The sequence below is a fragment of the Pseudomonas sp. W15Feb34 genome, assembly GCF_023127765.1.
In the GTDB taxonomy this organism is placed as follows: domain Bacteria; phylum Pseudomonadota; class Gammaproteobacteria; order Pseudomonadales; family Pseudomonadaceae; genus Aquipseudomonas; species Aquipseudomonas synxantha_A.
Genome location: NZ_SPKN01000044.1, coordinates 18146 through 33548, shown reverse-complemented (window position 1 = coordinate 33548; position 15403 = coordinate 18146). Strand labels below are relative to the sequence as shown.

The 15403-nt window shown below is 60.5% G+C and carries 11 protein-coding genes; 8 read left to right on the top strand and 3 right to left on the bottom strand.

From position 1 onward, the window contains the following. Positions 1 to 22: 22 nt before the first annotated feature. The gene (locus tag E4O97_RS20180; RefSeq protein ID WP_248162039.1) at positions 23 to 2116 is read right to left on the bottom strand and encodes a TonB-dependent receptor; all 2094 of its coding nucleotides are present in this window, start codon (positions 2114 to 2116) and stop codon (positions 23 to 25) included. Between the two features lie 205 nt (positions 2117 to 2321). On the opposite strand from E4O97_RS20180, the gene E4O97_RS20175 reads away from it, so the two are divergent. The 6 genes from E4O97_RS20175 to E4O97_RS20150 all read left to right on the top strand — a co-directional run bounded on the left by E4O97_RS20175 (position 2322) and on the right by E4O97_RS20150 (position 8946). Beyond that, complete coding sequence (locus E4O97_RS20175) at positions 2322 to 2657, top strand: YceK/YidQ family lipoprotein (protein ID WP_248162038.1); 336 nt, start codon at positions 2322 to 2324, stop codon at positions 2655 to 2657. A 119-nt stretch (positions 2658 to 2776) separates the two neighbouring features. Then, complete coding sequence (locus E4O97_RS20170) at positions 2777 to 4534, top strand: carbamoyltransferase (RefSeq protein ID WP_003187998.1); 1758 nt, start codon at positions 2777 to 2779, stop codon at positions 4532 to 4534. Continuing rightward, positions 4535 to 5431, top strand: coding sequence for a GNAT family N-acetyltransferase (locus E4O97_RS20165; RefSeq protein WP_248162037.1), 897 nt, complete (start codon positions 4535 to 4537; stop codon positions 5429 to 5431). Beyond that, on the top strand, positions 5428 to 6834 hold the full coding sequence (locus E4O97_RS20160) for a PIG-L family deacetylase (RefSeq protein WP_216090649.1): 1407 nt from the start codon (positions 5428 to 5430) through the stop codon (positions 6832 to 6834). Before E4O97_RS20165 ends, E4O97_RS20160 begins: the two co-directional genes overlap by 4 nt. A gap of 85 nt (positions 6835 to 6919) precedes the next feature. Further along, positions 6920 to 8068 (top strand): glycosyltransferase family 4 protein, encoded by a 1149-nt coding sequence (locus E4O97_RS20155; protein ID WP_032878257.1) that lies wholly within the window; start codon positions 6920 to 6922, stop codon positions 8066 to 8068. Next, positions 8065 to 8946: a glycosyltransferase gene (locus E4O97_RS20150; protein WP_078820131.1), complete on the top strand. Its 882-nt coding sequence runs from the start codon at positions 8065 to 8067 to the stop codon at positions 8944 to 8946. The genes E4O97_RS20155 and E4O97_RS20150 overlap by 4 nt, the downstream gene beginning before the upstream one ends. 19 nt (positions 8947 to 8965) lie before the next feature. On the opposite strand, the gene E4O97_RS20145 is transcribed toward E4O97_RS20150, so the two are convergent. After that, the gene (locus E4O97_RS20145; protein WP_248162036.1) at positions 8966 to 10807 is read right to left on the bottom strand and encodes a bifunctional O-antigen ligase/aminoglycoside phosphotransferase family protein; all 1842 of its coding nucleotides are present in this window, start codon (positions 10805 to 10807) and stop codon (positions 8966 to 8968) included. A gap of 157 nt (positions 10808 to 10964) precedes the next feature. On the opposite strand from E4O97_RS20145, the gene msbA reads away from it, so the two are divergent. Both msbA and hldE read left to right on the top strand, forming a co-directional pair. Further along, on the top strand, positions 10965 to 12770 hold the full coding sequence (gene msbA / locus E4O97_RS20140; protein ID WP_216090650.1) for a lipid A export permease/ATP-binding protein MsbA: 1806 nt from the start codon (positions 10965 to 10967) through the stop codon (positions 12768 to 12770). A gap of 189 nt (positions 12771 to 12959) precedes the next feature. Beyond that, positions 12960 to 14384, top strand: a complete 1425-nt coding sequence (gene hldE / locus E4O97_RS20135; protein WP_032878253.1) for a bifunctional D-glycero-beta-D-manno-heptose-7-phosphate kinase/D-glycero-beta-D-manno-heptose 1-phosphate adenylyltransferase HldE — start codon at positions 12960 to 12962, stop codon at positions 14382 to 14384. Between the two features lie 27 nt (positions 14385 to 14411). On the opposite strand, the gene E4O97_RS20130 is transcribed toward hldE, so the two are convergent. Then, on the bottom strand, positions 14412 to 15371 hold the full coding sequence (locus tag E4O97_RS20130; protein WP_216090651.1) for a metal ABC transporter ATPase: 960 nt from the start codon (positions 15369 to 15371) through the stop codon (positions 14412 to 14414). Between the last annotated feature and the right edge of the window lie 32 nt (positions 15372 to 15403).

Genomic DNA, 15403 nt, shown 5'->3' with positions numbered 1-15403 from the left:
AGGGGGCAAGCCCCCTCCCACATCAGAATTGATATTCAGCCCCTGCTCCCGCATACCACGAGCGCCCCGGTGCTGCTTCGTAGTAGCGCCCGTTGCCGTCACCCACAATCACCGACCCCACATATTGACGATCCAGCAGGTTATCCAGGCGCAAGGTCTGGTGAAAGGTCCAGTGTTCCACCTTCTGCTCAAACCGTGCCCGCCAGTTGAAGACGCTGTAGCCCGGTGCGGCATGTTGGCTATTGGTGTCTTCGACATAGACTTTGCTGCGGTACATACCTTCGATGGCCGTGCTGACCCAGTCCCGTGGCTTCCAGTTCAGTTCGGCGAACAGTGTGGTTTGGGGGACGCCGGGGAGGTAGTTGCCCTTGTCGATGGTGTTGGCGCCGCTGGCGAAATCGCTGTCGTAGGTGGCTTGGAGGCGGGTATAGGCGAGGCTGGTGCTCCAGTGCTCGTTCAGTTGGCTTTCAACACCCAGTTCGAAGCCGCGACGTAGTGTGCGACCGGCGTTCTGGTAAGTTGTGCGGCCCCCGCTTGCCTGTTGCACGACCAGTTCGTCTTCGGTGGTGATTTGGAACACTGCGGCGTTGATGCGGGTGTCTTGACCTAGACGGGCCTTCAAGCCGACTTCGAACTGCTTGCTGACAGACGGCTTGAGAGCAAAGTTGAAGCCGTTGGCGGTGCTTGAATAGGCTGATTCAGCTTGAGTGGGGGTTTCGAAGCCTTTGCCCGCACTCACGTAGCCGTGCAAGTCAGGGGTGAAGGCGTACATCACGCTGACCGATGGTGTGTTTTTTTGATAAGTCTTGCTGCCGCTGTCGTTGCCATCATTTAGGAAATGGTCGTCGACCTGCATTTTCATGGTGCTGTGCCGCAGGCCAGCTTGCAGGGTCCAATCGCCCAGTAACCAGTTGGCTTGCACGAAGGGATCAACGCTGGTGGCGGTGTCGATTTCGTCGCGGCCCAGGGCGCCTTTGACTCCATGTACGCCGTTCAAAGTGTTGGAGTAGCCTTGGCGATCATCTTCGCTGCGGTCGTAATCGAGGCCGCTGATGATTGTCAGGTCGCCCGGTACGCTGCTGATGGGTTGCAGCCAATGAATGGAGCCGCCGTAGAACTTTCGGTCAAATGCCACGACGCCACCACGGGCGTTAGCAGGGTTGGTTGCGCCGCTGGGAAACTTGTCCGGGATCGACAGGTACTGAATCACACTGCGGCGCCCGGTATACGCATTGACCTGCAACGTCGCATTGCCGATGTAGCGCTCGTAGTTCATTCCCAATTGCTGGTGATCGATGCTTTTACGCGTGTTATAGGTCAGCGCGTTGGCGCTTACCGAACGCGGATCGGCCTTGTACGCTGTCCAGGTCTGCCCCAGCGGATCCTGCGTACCGTTCTGCTCCAGGCTGCTGTAGATCAATGCCAGCTTGCTGTCGTCATCCGGCTGGAAGTTGAGCTTGGCGAAGGTCTGGTCGCGCCGGGCGCTGCTGTGGTCGCGGTAGCCGTTGGTGTCCATGCGTGAGGCATCGAGCACGAACCCGGCACCATTCGCCGCGCCTTCCGCGCTAAGGTGGTTCTTGTTCAGCCCGTCGCTGCCCACCAGCGTTTCTGCGCCGATGCGCGGTGGGCCTTCGCCGTCGCGGGAGAACATTTGGATCACACCGCCGGCGTTACTGCCATACAGAGTCGCCGCCGGGCCGCGCAGCACTTCGATGCGCTCGGCAGTGTCGAGGTTGAACGTTGCGGCCTGGCCCTGGCCGTCGGGGGTGCTGGCGGGGATGCCATCGGCGATCAGCTTGATGCCTCGTACGCCAAACGCCGAACGGGCGCCGAAGCCGCGGGACGAGATCTGCAAGTCCTGTGCATAGTTCTGGCGGTTCTGCACCACCAGGCCGGGCACGCGGGACAGGGCTTCGGAGGCGTTGATGCCCAGTTGGCCGTTGCTGATTTGTTCACGATTAATGCCGTCTACCGAATACGGCAGGTCGAACGTCGGGCTGGCGCTGCGCGAGCCGGTGACCACGCTGGGATCCAGGATCAGGGGCGCATTGTCGGCTTGGGCGGTGTTGCACAGGCCCAGCAGTAAGGCAAGGCAGGTTGGAGCAGAAGGAGTCATGAAAAGGCCGAGTGGGTAGCGCACGCAAGTAAGGGTGTAAGTGCAAATGTGACAAGTTTAACGACTCGTCCTCTGATTTGCCGAACTCCTTACCGCCTGGCGCATTGGGACGCTTCCTACGCTTAGCGTCGACTGCGCAAGCCTGAAGTCTTGGTTTTGTGGTGCTAGGTTTTCGATCTTTATCAAACGAAAAGAAGAATCAACTATGTGGACTCCTATCCTGCGCTTGCTGATGTTGCTGGGAATGTCGTTGATCGTTGCAGGCTGCGGCACGGCGACCACCGTGCTGCGTGGCGATGACGTTACTGTTCGTGACCTCAAGGGCAAGAAAACCTACTGTCAGTCCGTTTCGCGAATCTACAGTGGCGTAGCTTATGACCTCTGCGTCTTGCATGGGCCTCCCAACTCTGCGGGTGGGCCCTCGTTGAACGGGATTCCATGGGTCATTCTGGATGCGCCGGTTTCCGCGGTGCTGGACACGCTCGTCTTGCCCTACACCATCTACCGCCAAAGCGCCGACGGTAGCATCGAGCTGCGCTAACAGCTTCCTACTGCTTTTAAGCTATAATCCCGCCCTTTAGCTGTTTCCCGCCCGGGCGGGAAGCACACTTTTTTCAGGCGCGATGCGCCTGCATGCAGACTAAAAGAGGCTAGACCCCTGTGGCATTGACGATTCTTGGCCTGTCCGGCGCCCTTAGCCATGATCCTTCCGCAGCCCTGTATATCGACGGCAAGCTGATTGCGGCCGCCGAAGAAGAGCGCTTCGTACGCGACAAACATGCAAAGAACCGCATGCCCTACGAGTCGGCGAAGTTCTGCCTGGAACAGGCTGGCATCAAGCCTTCGGACGTTGACGTGGTGGCGATCCCATTCGCCCCGATCAGCCTGTTCGGCGAGGCACGCTGGCACTACGCCAAGCGCTACTGGTACGCCCCGGACCGCGCCCTCGACGCGATCCTGATGGGTAACCGTCGCTACAAGCGCTATCGCAACAAGATTGTCTGGTGCCTGGAACAACTGGGCTTCGATCCGAAGAAAATCAAGATCGAACCGGTTGAACACCACCTGGCCCACGCTTCCAGCGCCTACCACTGCTCGGGTTTCCAGGAAAAAACCGCGATCCTGGGCATCGACGGCAAAGGTGAGTACGCCACCACGTTCTTCGGCTATGGCGAAAACGGCAAGATCCACAAGATCAAGGAATTCTACGACCCGGATTCTCTCGGCGGCCTGTACGGTGCGATCACCGAGTTCCTCGGTTTCGAGATGCTCGACGGTGAGTTCAAGGTCATGGGCATGGCGCCGTACGGTGATGCCAGCAAGTACGACTTCTCGCGTTTGGCGTCCTTTGAAAACGGCGAGCTGGTGATCAACACCGACTACGCCAACGTCATCGGCCTGCGTCGCTACAAAGAGAAGGGCAAGGGTTTCTACTTCTCGCCAAAACTGATCGAGTGGCTGGGCCCCAAGCGCGAAGGCGACATTGCCGACGAGCCGTATATCCACTACGCCGCCAGTATGCAGGCGTTGTTCGAGAAGCTGGCCTTGCAGATGATCGACCATTACCTGGGCGACATCCTCAAGGACACCGGCAAGCTGGCCTTCGCCGGCGGCTGTGCGCTGAACGTCAAGCTGAACCAGAAGATCATTGCCCGCGACGACGTGAAAGAGTTGTTCGTGCAGCCGGCGTCCGGTGATGCCGGCACGGCTGTCGGCGCGGCCGCCTATGTATCCCACGCTCGTGGTGTACCGGTGGAGAAGATGGAGCACGTGTACCTCGGCCCGTCCTATAGCAACGAAGACGTGATCGCCGCTTGCGCCAAGCACGAGAGCAAGCCGAACTGGCGCAAGATCGAAAACATGCCCAAGCGCATCGCCAAGATCATGGTCGACGGTAACCCGGTGGCCTGGTTTCAGGGCCGCATGGAGTTTGGCCCGCGTGCCTTGGGTGGGCGTTCGATTATCGGCTGCCCAAGCGCCACCGGCGTGGCTGACCGCATCAACCACCAGATCAAGTTCCGCGAGCGCTGGAGGCCTTTCTGCCCGTCGATGCTCGACACCGTGGCCCCGCAGATGATCAAGGTCGATCACCCGGCGCCGTTCATGACCTTCACTTTCGAGGTGTCGGAAGAGTGGAAGACTCGCGTGCCGGAAGTGGTGCATGAAGATGGCACATCCCGCGCCCAGGTGCTCAAGCGCGAATACAACCCGCGCTACTACGACATGATGAAAGAACTGGAAGTGCTGACCGGCAACGGCGTGTCCCTGAACACCTCGCTCAACCGTCGTGGCGAAGCGATGATCTGCTCGCCGACCGACGCGCTGAACATGTTCTTCGGCTCGGACCTGCAGTACCTGATCATGGAAGACATCCTGGTCGTGAAAGACGGCGTGGACCCTTATGACGCCGTGGTTTAAATGCTGAACCGCTTCCAGGGCTGGCGTGAACGTGGCTGGGCGCCTGTCGAGGCCGAGGTTTACGCCCAGGCCTGGCAGCGTTACGGCGGCAGCGTGGCGACCCACCCGCAGGTTATCGAGCGGTTGGCTGGCCTGGCGCAGATTCCGGTACGCTACCTGGGCTGGGAACAAGGTGGCGAACTCAGGGGGGCGATAGCCACCTGGGGGCGCGATCTGGCTCTCTCCAAGGACGTGCTCAAGCGCACCGGCAAGAAAGGCCTGTTTGACCTCGGTAATGCCGAGGTCATCCTGCCCATTGCCGCCGATGCTCAGTTGCCGTTGCGCCACCGGGCGCGCTACCTGTCGGCGTTGAACGAAGGGCGCGTCAGTACCCTCAAGCCCCAGGCCGAGCAATTGGCCATGGCGCGCACTCCCGAAGAGCTGTCGAAGAAGTTTCGCTACAACCAGCGCCGCGAGTTGCGCCTGCTGGAAGAAGCGGGCGGCGTAGCGCGGGCGGTCAGTGAGTTCTCCAGCGTGGAGCTGGCGGCGATTTATTGCGATCTGTTCCAGCGTCGCTGGGGGTTCCCCGCGGCTGGTGCGGCGCGTTTGGCCGAGGTGCTGGAGCTGCTCAAGGAGTTTCTGTTCGGCTCGGTGCTGTTTCTCAATGACGCCGCGATTGCGGTGCAATTGGTGTATCAGGTGCAGTCCAATGAATGGTTCAGCGCCGAGTACGTCAACGGCGGCGTCGACCCGCAAACCCGCGCGTTCAGCCCTGGCAGCGTGTTGAGTTTCCTCAATACCCAAAGCGCCTGGGAGCAGGCGCGGGCGGCGAACAAGTCGCTGCGCTTTTCCTTCGGTCGTTCCGACCGTGAGTATAAGGAGCGCTGGTGCAACCCGGTGCCGGTGTTCAGCGTATGAGTCGCAAACAGCAACTGCTCAAGCGCCATCGGCGCAACAAGCGCATCGCGCTGTTGATCGGCTTGGCGGTGCTGGTTGCCACCGGTGTAATGGTGGCCTGGTGGTTGCCGCCGATGTTGGCGGTGTTGCTATGGGCGGCCCATGAAGCGTGGTTTGCCGATCACCTGTTCTACTCGCCCAGCGACCACTATGAGTACGCATTCCCAGCCGGCAGCGAGCAGCCCGGTTTGCGCCTGGAGTCGGGGCGGCTGTTGCTGGATGCGCCGCTGGCGAACGATGAAACCCTGATTATTGGCGTTGAGTTGAAAAGTTCGTGGCTGGGGCGCTTCCTAGACCCGGCGGTGGACCTGTTGGGCCTTGACTCAGCGGACCGCCAAACCTTTGAACGTGGCGTCAACGGGCGCCGCTATCTCAACCTGACCGGCGCTGCACAAGCACTGGCGGCGGGCAACATCAGCTTGCGCGGGCGCTTTTGCCGGATCCAGGGGCAGCCGATTCTGTGGCGTTTCCACCAACCGGACTATCGCCAGCAACGTGTGATGGTGATCGCTCCTCACGCCGACGATGCCGAGCTGGCCGCGTTCAGCCTTTACAGTCAAGCGGCTGAAAGCTGGATCGTGACCCTGACCGCCGGGGAGATCGAAGCCGAGCACTATCAGCAGATGGGTTTGCCCAAGGCCCAAGCATCACGCCTCAAGGGCCGCTTGCGTGCCTGGGACAGCGTCGCGGTGCCGCGTTGGGCCGGGGTGCCCGAAGCACAATGCGTGCAGTTGGGTTACTTCTGCATGCAATTGCAGGCCATGCAGGCTGCGCCGGACCAGCCTCAGGCGTCGCGCGAAGCGGATTTGGCCGACACGCGGCTATTTCGCCAGTTCAACGGCTTTGCCCTGCCGGGTGATGCAGATGGCGCACCGACCTGGCACAACCTGATCGCCGACCTGCGCGCACTGCTGCTCAAGGCGCGCCCTCAGGTGATCGTGTTGCCCACGCCATTGCTGGACCCCCACGCTGACCACATCTGCGCCCATGCGGCGGTGCTTGAAGCTCTGCAGGGCCTGGAGTGGCAGCCCGACACGTTGCTCGGTTATGCCAACCACCTGCATGATAATGACCGCTGGCCCATGGGTGACTCCGGTGCTGGGATGGCGCTGCCGCCACGTTTCGATTCATCGCCCGAGATGGTGCCGTGCAGCTTTGCACTCACCTTGAGCCAGCAGCAGGACAAGGCCATGGCCCTGGGCATGATGCACGACTTGCAGCCGCGCGCGCCGCTCAAGCGCCGGGTGCGCAAGTGGTTGCAGCAAGTGCTGGCCGGACGTAGTCCATCGCCTTACGGCGAGAACGAATTCTTTCGCAAAGCCGTGCGTCGTCACGAGCTGCTGTGGGTCCTTAAGCAGGACTGAAACCCTCTCGAAGGCAGGCCAGCGTGGGTCTGCCGCCCATTTTACCGGGCCGTGCGCCCGTAGCCAGATCGCTGCATGGAGAGTTATGAAGCCGCGTTTCAAGGTTTTGCAGTTACAGCCGGACTACAACGTCAAGACCCATGACTTCGCCGACCTGGGTGAGCAAATCGTCAAATCCCTGCCGCCTGAACGTTTCGAGGTGACCTCCGGGTTTCTAAGCGGTCGTCCGCTGCCCGGCCAGCCCCTGAGCGTGGCTGAGCACTCCCACTATTTCGAGCTGCCGGAGAAGTCTCTCAAGGGCATTCGTTTTGGCGCCATGTGGCAGATCTACAAGTATTGCCGCGAGCAGAAGTTCGATGTGGTCATCTGTAACCGCTTCAAATCGGTGAACATGATGCTGTCGCTCAATCGCTGGTTGAAAATCCCTCTGTGCATCGGTATCTCCCACGGTTTTGGCGAATATGCCCGTGGTTACCGTCGGCGTCAGACCCAGCGCTGGGTCAGCCCGGCCTGGCGTTTTGTCGGCGTGTCGGAAGCGGTGAAGGACTACCTGGTGGACCTCAACTGTGGGTTCACCCGTGAAAACACCAGCTACGTCACCAACGCCATCGACATTCCCCAGGCAGAAGCCTTGCAACTGTCCCGTGAGGACGCACGCAAGGCCCTGGGCCTGCCAATGGAAGCACGGATGATCGGCGCTCTGGGCCGCCTGGTGCCGATCAAGGGCCATACTCATCTGCTGCAGGCTTTCGCCACGCTCAAGGATAAATACCCTGAGGCGCAGGTGGGCATCATTGGTTCCGGGCGCGCCGAAGCCGATTTGCGTGCCGATATCGAACGCTTGGGCCTGAACGGTCGTGCGCACTTGCTGGGCTTTCGCGAAGACGGCATGAAGTATGTGCGCGGCTTCGACATCTGGACCATGCCGTCGCTGTTCGAGGGCCTGGGCCTGGCTCTGCTGGAAGGCATGAGCGGCCATCTGCCGGTGATTGCCTCCAACGGACCGGCAATGCTGCCCCTGGTGCAGGGCGCGGGTGGGCTGTCCCATGACCCGGGCAACGTCGAGCAGCTGGCTGCAGCCCTGGATACTTATCTGGCACTGAGCGATGAACAGCTGCGCGAAAAGGGTGAAGAGGTGTTCCGCTATCTGGAGGCCAACCACACCCTTGACGAGTTCAAGCACAAGTACCTGACCCTGATTGAAACCGGTTTGCGTGAAGTAGGTAGAGCATGAATCAGCAACAGCCCCTGGTCTCGGTGATCATCGCCTCCTATAACCATGGCCAGTACATCGAACAGAGCATCCTCAGCGTGCTGGGGCAGACCTACCCCAATATCGAACTGTTGGTGGTGGATGACGGTTCCAAGGATGACAGCGTCGAACGCATCCAGCGCTTGCAGGCCGAGCACGGCTTTGATTTCCAGGTGCAGCAGAACCAAGGCCTCAGCGCCACCTTGAACGGTGCGATCGCTCGTGCCAAGGGTAGCCTGATCGCGCCGTTCGGTTCGGATGACATCATGTTGCCGGACCGTCTCGCCACTCAGGTTGCGTACATGGAGGGCAAGCCGAAGGTGGGCATGTGCGCCGGCAATATCGAGCTGATCGACGGTGACGGCAACCTGCACCCGGAGAAGAAGCAACGTCGCGACGTGCCGTTTCGCAGCCTCGACTTCGACGATATATTCCTGGACCGCAAGCCCTTTCCGCCGGCGCCGACCATGCTGATTCGTCGCGACGTACTGGAGGAGGTCGGCGGGTTCGACCCGCAGATTCCCCTGGAGGACTTGCTGATCCAGCTGAAGATCACGGCGGCGGGCTATACCATCGACGCTTTGGGTGTGGTGATGGCCAAATATCGCCAGCACGCTACCAACACGTACAAGAACCACCGTTACATGATCCAGAACATTCTCAAGACTTACGCATTGTTCAGCGATCACCCGGCCTATGATCAGGTGCGCTACAACTTCCTGAACTCAATGTTCCTCAAGACCGCCGACCGCGACCGCCCGTTGGCGCGCGAGATTCTCAAGCAGATCCCGTTGAAGTTTTGGGGGCGCAAGACCTTGCGTGGGTTGGTGAGGTTGTATCTGGCGCCGCTCAGGAGCTGAAACGGCGCCATCCCTCCTACTACAGGCCCTGTACCTGCTCGCGGATTTTCGCAGTGGCGGCCGGGCTTGCCACCGAGGCATACCCTTTGACCAGTTGTTCGAAATGCGTTTCGAACAGCCAGTTGCGGTCTTGTGGGTAGCGCTGCATGTGACGCAGGTTACGTTGGCGCAGCGCATAACGCAGTGAAGAGGGGTAGATGCGCAGGTCAGCGATGTCGATCAGGCCGAACTCGCCATCGTCCATCAACAACACATTGCCCAGGTGCAACGAGCGAAAGTACACCCCTCGCTCGTGCAACTGCGCCATGAACCGGCCAAAACGCTCCACCAGTGATTCGCGCAGGCTGCTGTCCAGGCTTTGCAACGCCTGGCGCAAAGTCAGGCCGGGCAGGGGGGTGTAGGCAACCGCGCTGCTGGCATCGCTCAGGCGATAGAGTCCGAGGATCTGTGGCGTTGGAATGCCCAGGGTACGCAGTTGCTCGCTGTTGCTGGCAAAGCGCTCGGAATAAGGGTTGAAGCTGCCGGAAGTGTACCAGCGGCGTGGGCGGAACAGCTTGAGGAAGCTGCCGTCTGCCAGGCGCAGGACTTTTGGCCCCAAGCCATCGGCTTCAATGACATGGGCGTTGCTGCACAGCTGCTCGAACGCCTTGGTCTTGATGTTCTGTACCGGCATGCGCAGCAGGCTGCGGTGGCGCTGAGCGAGGCTCAGACCTGTGATAATTGCCAACGGAATCCACAGCAGGAACCAGTGTTCCTTGGGGCGCGACAATATGCCGCCGCCTTCGGTCAGGCCCGCGCCGATGCCGTAAGCCAGCAGTGACGAAGCCAGGATGAACAACGGCTGGGCGCGTTCCTTCAGGCCTTTGTATAGAGCCCAACCGAGCATGAAGGCCCAAGGGATAAAGCCGATGATGCCGACGTAATAAAGCACGCCGAGGGCAAAGCTGTGGGGTTCGCGCAGTTGGTAGCCATCGGACACGGTCAGGTATAGCTCGGAATCGTAGCTATGCCCAATCCAGGGGTGTTCGGCGATGAGCTGCAATGTCATGGTCCACAGTTCGAGGCGGAACGAGCTGCCGCGTCCAGTGATCATTTCGGGGAAAAACAACAAGAGTCCGGCTGCACCCAGGACCAAGCCGGCGAAAAGCATCGCTGCGCGGCGGTTACGGCTGACAAAGCTCAACCATAGGACGGCCAACGTCAACGCTACTAATGCAGTGCGTGAACCGGTTGCTAAAACCGCGGCGGTCATGATCGCCAGGGCCGGTACGCTGAACCACAACACGTTCATGCGCTGGGTGGTCATGCAGACGTACAGCCAGTACACGGTGAAAAAACCAAAAAGGTGCGAACTCAGCAGCGGGTTATCAAGCGCGCCAAGGCCGCCGATCATGCGCATACCGGGCGAATAACCCTTGGCGAACGCCACCAGGTTGCCCAGGCTGACTACCAGCGCAATGACAGCGGCGCTGAAGAACATCGGCTTGAACAGTTCATTGCGGTAATGCAGCAACAGCCCGCAGCCACCAAACAGCATGAAGGTGTTCAACGGCCGCTTGAACAGGTCGGTATCGGAGCTGGGTTCGGGACTCCAGAGCAGGCTGGTCAGGGCCCAGGCGGAGAATGCTACAAACGCGATGACCAGAGGTTCTCGTAACAGGTCCTTGAGTTCCCGGGGGCGCATGCACAACAGGAACAAGGTCGGTACGCTGAACAGGATATAGACGATTCTGTGCAGCACATTGCGATTGCCGACAAAGAACAGCGCACTCAGGAGCAGCAACAAGCCAACAGGCAAAATCCATAGGACCAGGAAGTCGAAAACGCGATTTGAGCCATAAATAAGGCGCTTGGAGTGCATACAGTAAAGCCATTCCAGAAAGAGAAAGCCGACCATCTTAAGCTAGTGGCTAAGTAATGTCGCCGGTCGGATCCAACCGGGCCGCGGGTATACCGGGTGCAAGTACAACAGAGAAGCTGTGCTAAAGTCAGCCTCCTTTTTCAAAACGCCGCGTGATATGACCGACTCCAGTCCGAGCGCAAGCCCTTCGAGCTTGAAAATATACTTCCGCCTGCTCAGTTACGTTAAGCCCTACATGGGCTTGTTCGCGTTGAGTATCCTTGGATTTCTGATTTTCGCGTCGACCCAACCGATGCTGGGTTACATCCTCAAGTACTTTGTAGACGGCCTTTCCAATCCGGAAGCCGTGTTGTTCCCCACCGTACCCTTCCTGCGCGATCTGCAACTGCTGCAGGCGGTGCCGCTGCTGATCATCCTGATCGCGGCCTGGCAGGGCCTGGGTTCGTTCCTGGGCAACTATCTGTTGGCCAAGGTCTCCCTGGGGCTGGTCCATGACCTGCGGGTGCAGTTGTTCAACAACTTGTTGACGCTGCCCAACCGTTACTTCGATAACCACAACTCCGGGCACCTGATTTCCCGCATCACCTTCAACGTGACCATGGTCACGGGTGCGGCAACCGATGCCATCAAGGTGGTAATTCGCGAAGGCATGACGGTGATCTTCCTGTTCGCCTCCCTGCTGTACATGAACTGGCGCCTGACGCTGGTCATGATCGCGATCCTGCCGTTGATTGCGGTAATGGTCAGCACCGCCAGCAAGAAATTCCGCAAGCAGAGCAAGAAGATCCAGGTGGCCATGGGCGACGTGACCCACGTGGCCTCGGAAACCATCCAGGGCTACCGCGTAGTGCGCAGCTTTGGTGGCGAAGTCTACGAAGAGAAGCGCTTTTTCAAGGCCAGCCAGAGCAACACCAACAAGCAACTGCGCATGACTCGCACCGGGGCGATCTACACCCCGGCGCTGCAGTTGGTGATCTACTCCGCCATGGCCGTGCTGATGTTCCTGGTCCTGTATCTGCGTGGCGATGCCTCGGCGGGTGACATGGTGGCCTACATCACCCTGGCTGGCTTGTTGCCCAAGCCGATCCGTCAGCTCTCGGAGGTCAGTTCGACCATCCAGAAGGGTGTTGCGGGCGCCGAGAGCATCTTTGAACAATTGGACGAAGACGTTGAGGTCGACCACGGCACCATCGAGCGCGACAAGGTCAATGGCCGCCTGGAAGTGCGCAATCTGAACTTCACCTACCCAGGCACCGAACGCCATGTGCTCAAGGACATCAGCTTCACCGCCGAGCCTGGGCATATGATCGCTCTGGTGGGTCGTTCAGGCAGCGGCAAGTCGACCCTGGCCAGCCTGATCCCGCGTTTCTACCACCATGAAAGCGGAGAGATCCTGCTCGATGGCGTAGAGATCGAAGACTACAAGCTGCTCAACCTGCGCAAGCATATTGCTCAGGTCACCCAGCACGTGACCCTGTTCAGCGACACCGTAACCAACAACATCGCCTACGGCGACCTGGCCGGTGCGCCTCGTGCCGACGTTGAAGCGGCGGCGGCGGATGCCAATGCCAAGGACTTCATCGACCAGTTGCCCAAAGGCTTCGATACCCAGGTCGGTGAGAACGGCGTGCTGTTGTCCGGCGGCCAGCGTCAGCGCCTGGCGATTGCGCGCGCCTTGCTCAAGAACGCGCCGCTGCTGATTCTCGACGAGGCCACTTCGGCCCTTGATACCGAGTCCGAGCGGCATATCCAGGCGGCACTGGACAAAGTCATGCAAGGCCGTACGACCTTGGTGATCGCGCACCGATTGTCGACTATCGAGAAAGCCGACCTGATTCTGGTTATGGATGACGGGCGGATTGTCGAGCGCGGCACCCACGGCGAGTTGCTGGCGCAGAACGGCTATTACGCTCGCCTGCATGCCATGGGGCTGGATGCGCCAGTAGCGGCTGACATCACCTGATCCAACAGCGACACAGAGCTAATGTATGGGGCTTGCCTCCGATAGCGTTGGATCAGCCGGCATTTGTGCAAGCTGATACACCGCCATCGGGGGCAAGCCCCCTTCCACATTTGGCCTGCAGTGCGCGCAAGCGACCGCAAACCCTGTGCTAATATCGCGCCCCTGTTCATTTTGTATGTGGGTTGCTCCATGAAGTTGTCCATGCCGCGATTCAATCAAGCCGCTGTCTTGGTGGTCGGCGATGTCATGCTCGACCGTTACTGGCATGGTGGTACCTCACGGATTTCCCCTGAGGCTCCGGTACCGGTCGTCAAGGTCGAGCAAATCGAAGACCGCCCGGGTGGCGCTGCCAACGTCGCGCTCAATATTGCCGCCCTCGGCGCCCCGGCCTCCCTGGTGGGTGTGACCGGCGACGACGAAGCTGCCGAAAGCCTGGCCAACAGTCTGCAGGGGGCCGGTGTGCGTGCACTGTTCCAGCGCATCGCTCATCAGCCGACGATCGTCAAGCTGCGGGTCATGAGCCGTCACCAGCAATTGCTGCGTATCGATTTTGAAGAGCCCTTCGCCACCGACGCCCTGGCCCTCGGCGACCAGGTCGAGGCGCTGCTCGAAGGTATCAAGGTGCTGGTATTGTCCGACTACGGCAAAGGCGCCTTGCAGAATCACCAGGTGCTGATCCAGGCCGCCAAGGCTCGCAACATTCCGGTACTCGCCGATCCCAAGGGCAAGGATTTCTCGGTGTATCGAGGCGCCAGCCTGCTCACGCCTAACCTCAGTGAGTTCGAAACCATCGTCGGCGGTTGTGCCGATGAGCACGAACTGGTGAGCAAGGGCGCGGCGCTGATGGCCGAGCTTGATCTGGGCGCCTTGCTGGTGACCCGTGGCGAGCACGGTATGACCCTGCTGCGACCTGACCATCCGGCCATGCACCTGCCGGCGCGGGCCCGTGAAGTGTTCGACGTTACCGGTGCCGGTGACACCGTGATTTCCACCCTGGCGGCGTCTATCGCGGCCGGTGAGGAACTGCCCCACGCCGTGGCCCTGGCCAACCTGGCGGCGGGCATTGTGGTGGGCAAGCTGGGTACCGCGGCCATCAGCGCACCGGAGTTGCGCCGTGCGATCCAGCGCTCCGAAGGCTCGGAGCGCGGTGTGCTGGGCCTGGAGCAGTTGCTGCTGGCGATTGACGATGCCCGAGCCCATAACGAAAGCATTGTGTTCACCAACGGTTGCTTTGACATCCTGCACGCCGGGCATGTGACCTACCTGGAGCAGGCGAGCGCCCAAGGCGATCGCTTGATCGTCGCGGTCAACGATGATGCTTCGGTCAGCCGCTTGAAGGGCCCTGGCCGTCCGATCAACAGTGTCGATCGGCGCATGGCGGTATTGGCGGGTCTGGGTGCGGTGGACTGGGTGATCAGCTTCTCCGAGGGCACCCCGGAAAACCTGCTGGCCCAGGTCAAGCCGGACGTGCTGGTCAAGGGCGGTGACTACACCGTCGACCAGGTGGTCGGTGCGGACATCGTCAGTGCCTACGGTGGCACGGTCAAAGTGCTGGGGTTGGTTGAAAACAGCTCCACCACCGCGATTGTCGAGAAGATCCGCAACAACGAGTAATGCCCGTGGGGCGAGCCTGCTCGCCCCCTAGCCCTTCTTTGGCACGATCTTGCGCAGCATCTGCCGCGCCTTGCCGGTCAGGCGCTTGAGTTTCGAGTCCTTTTCCGGCTCTGCCAGGCCTTGCTGGCGCAGCCAATCCTTCCAGCGAATCCGCTCATCGCGCACCAGCCAGCCCTCTTGCTGGGCAAAGCTTTCCGCCAGGTACAAACCGCGTGTGCTGGCCGGGTACAGCTGATCTTTCTTGACGGTATACAGTTCGGCCAACGGCTCGCCGTCTTTCAATGGCATCAGGTACAGATCCGGGCGCTGACGATCCAGGCGCGCCACCAGTTGGTCACCTTCCAGGCGTTCATCCACATGGAACAAGCTCAGGGACTTGGCTTCCTTTGGCACTTCCAGGCGCAGGTCATAAATCAATTGCAGCGATGCCGTCGGCAGGTGCACATAGGCCCGTGGGCGCTCGATCAGTTGCGTGGTGGCGCAGCGTACCGGGCGTGCGGCGCCGGACAGGGGGCTCAGGCGAAACGGTAGGGCTTCGCGGTAATGCAGGGCGGCGGAGTAGGGCGCCGGTAGCCAGGTGTCATTGAAGCGCCCGCCGAGCCAGCCTTCAGGCGTCTCCAGCAGGCACTCTTCGGCAATTTCCTGGATCGCGGTGTGCAGCGGCAGGTTCAGTTCATGGGCCGGTACGTAGCCGGAGATCAGCTTGAGCACCACATCGCCGCGGTCCTGACGACGCTGGCGCACCAGCACCCAGTAATCCTTGTTTTGCCAGTGCAGTGTCAGGCGCACCGAGACGCCGAGGTTCGCCAGTTCCAGGGCGAAGCGTTCGGCATCCGGCACCTCCACCGGCTTGCGCCGTTGCAGGGTCTGGGCAAAGTTGAGCGGCATGCCGACGCTCTGGTAGCTCAGGCCTTCGGGGGTGGCCTCTACGTGCAGCGGCAGTGTCTTGAAGTTACTGGGGTTCTTTCTTATGAGCGTACGCGGCATGTCGGCTCCTTTGTGCGACGGGGTCGGCCGCG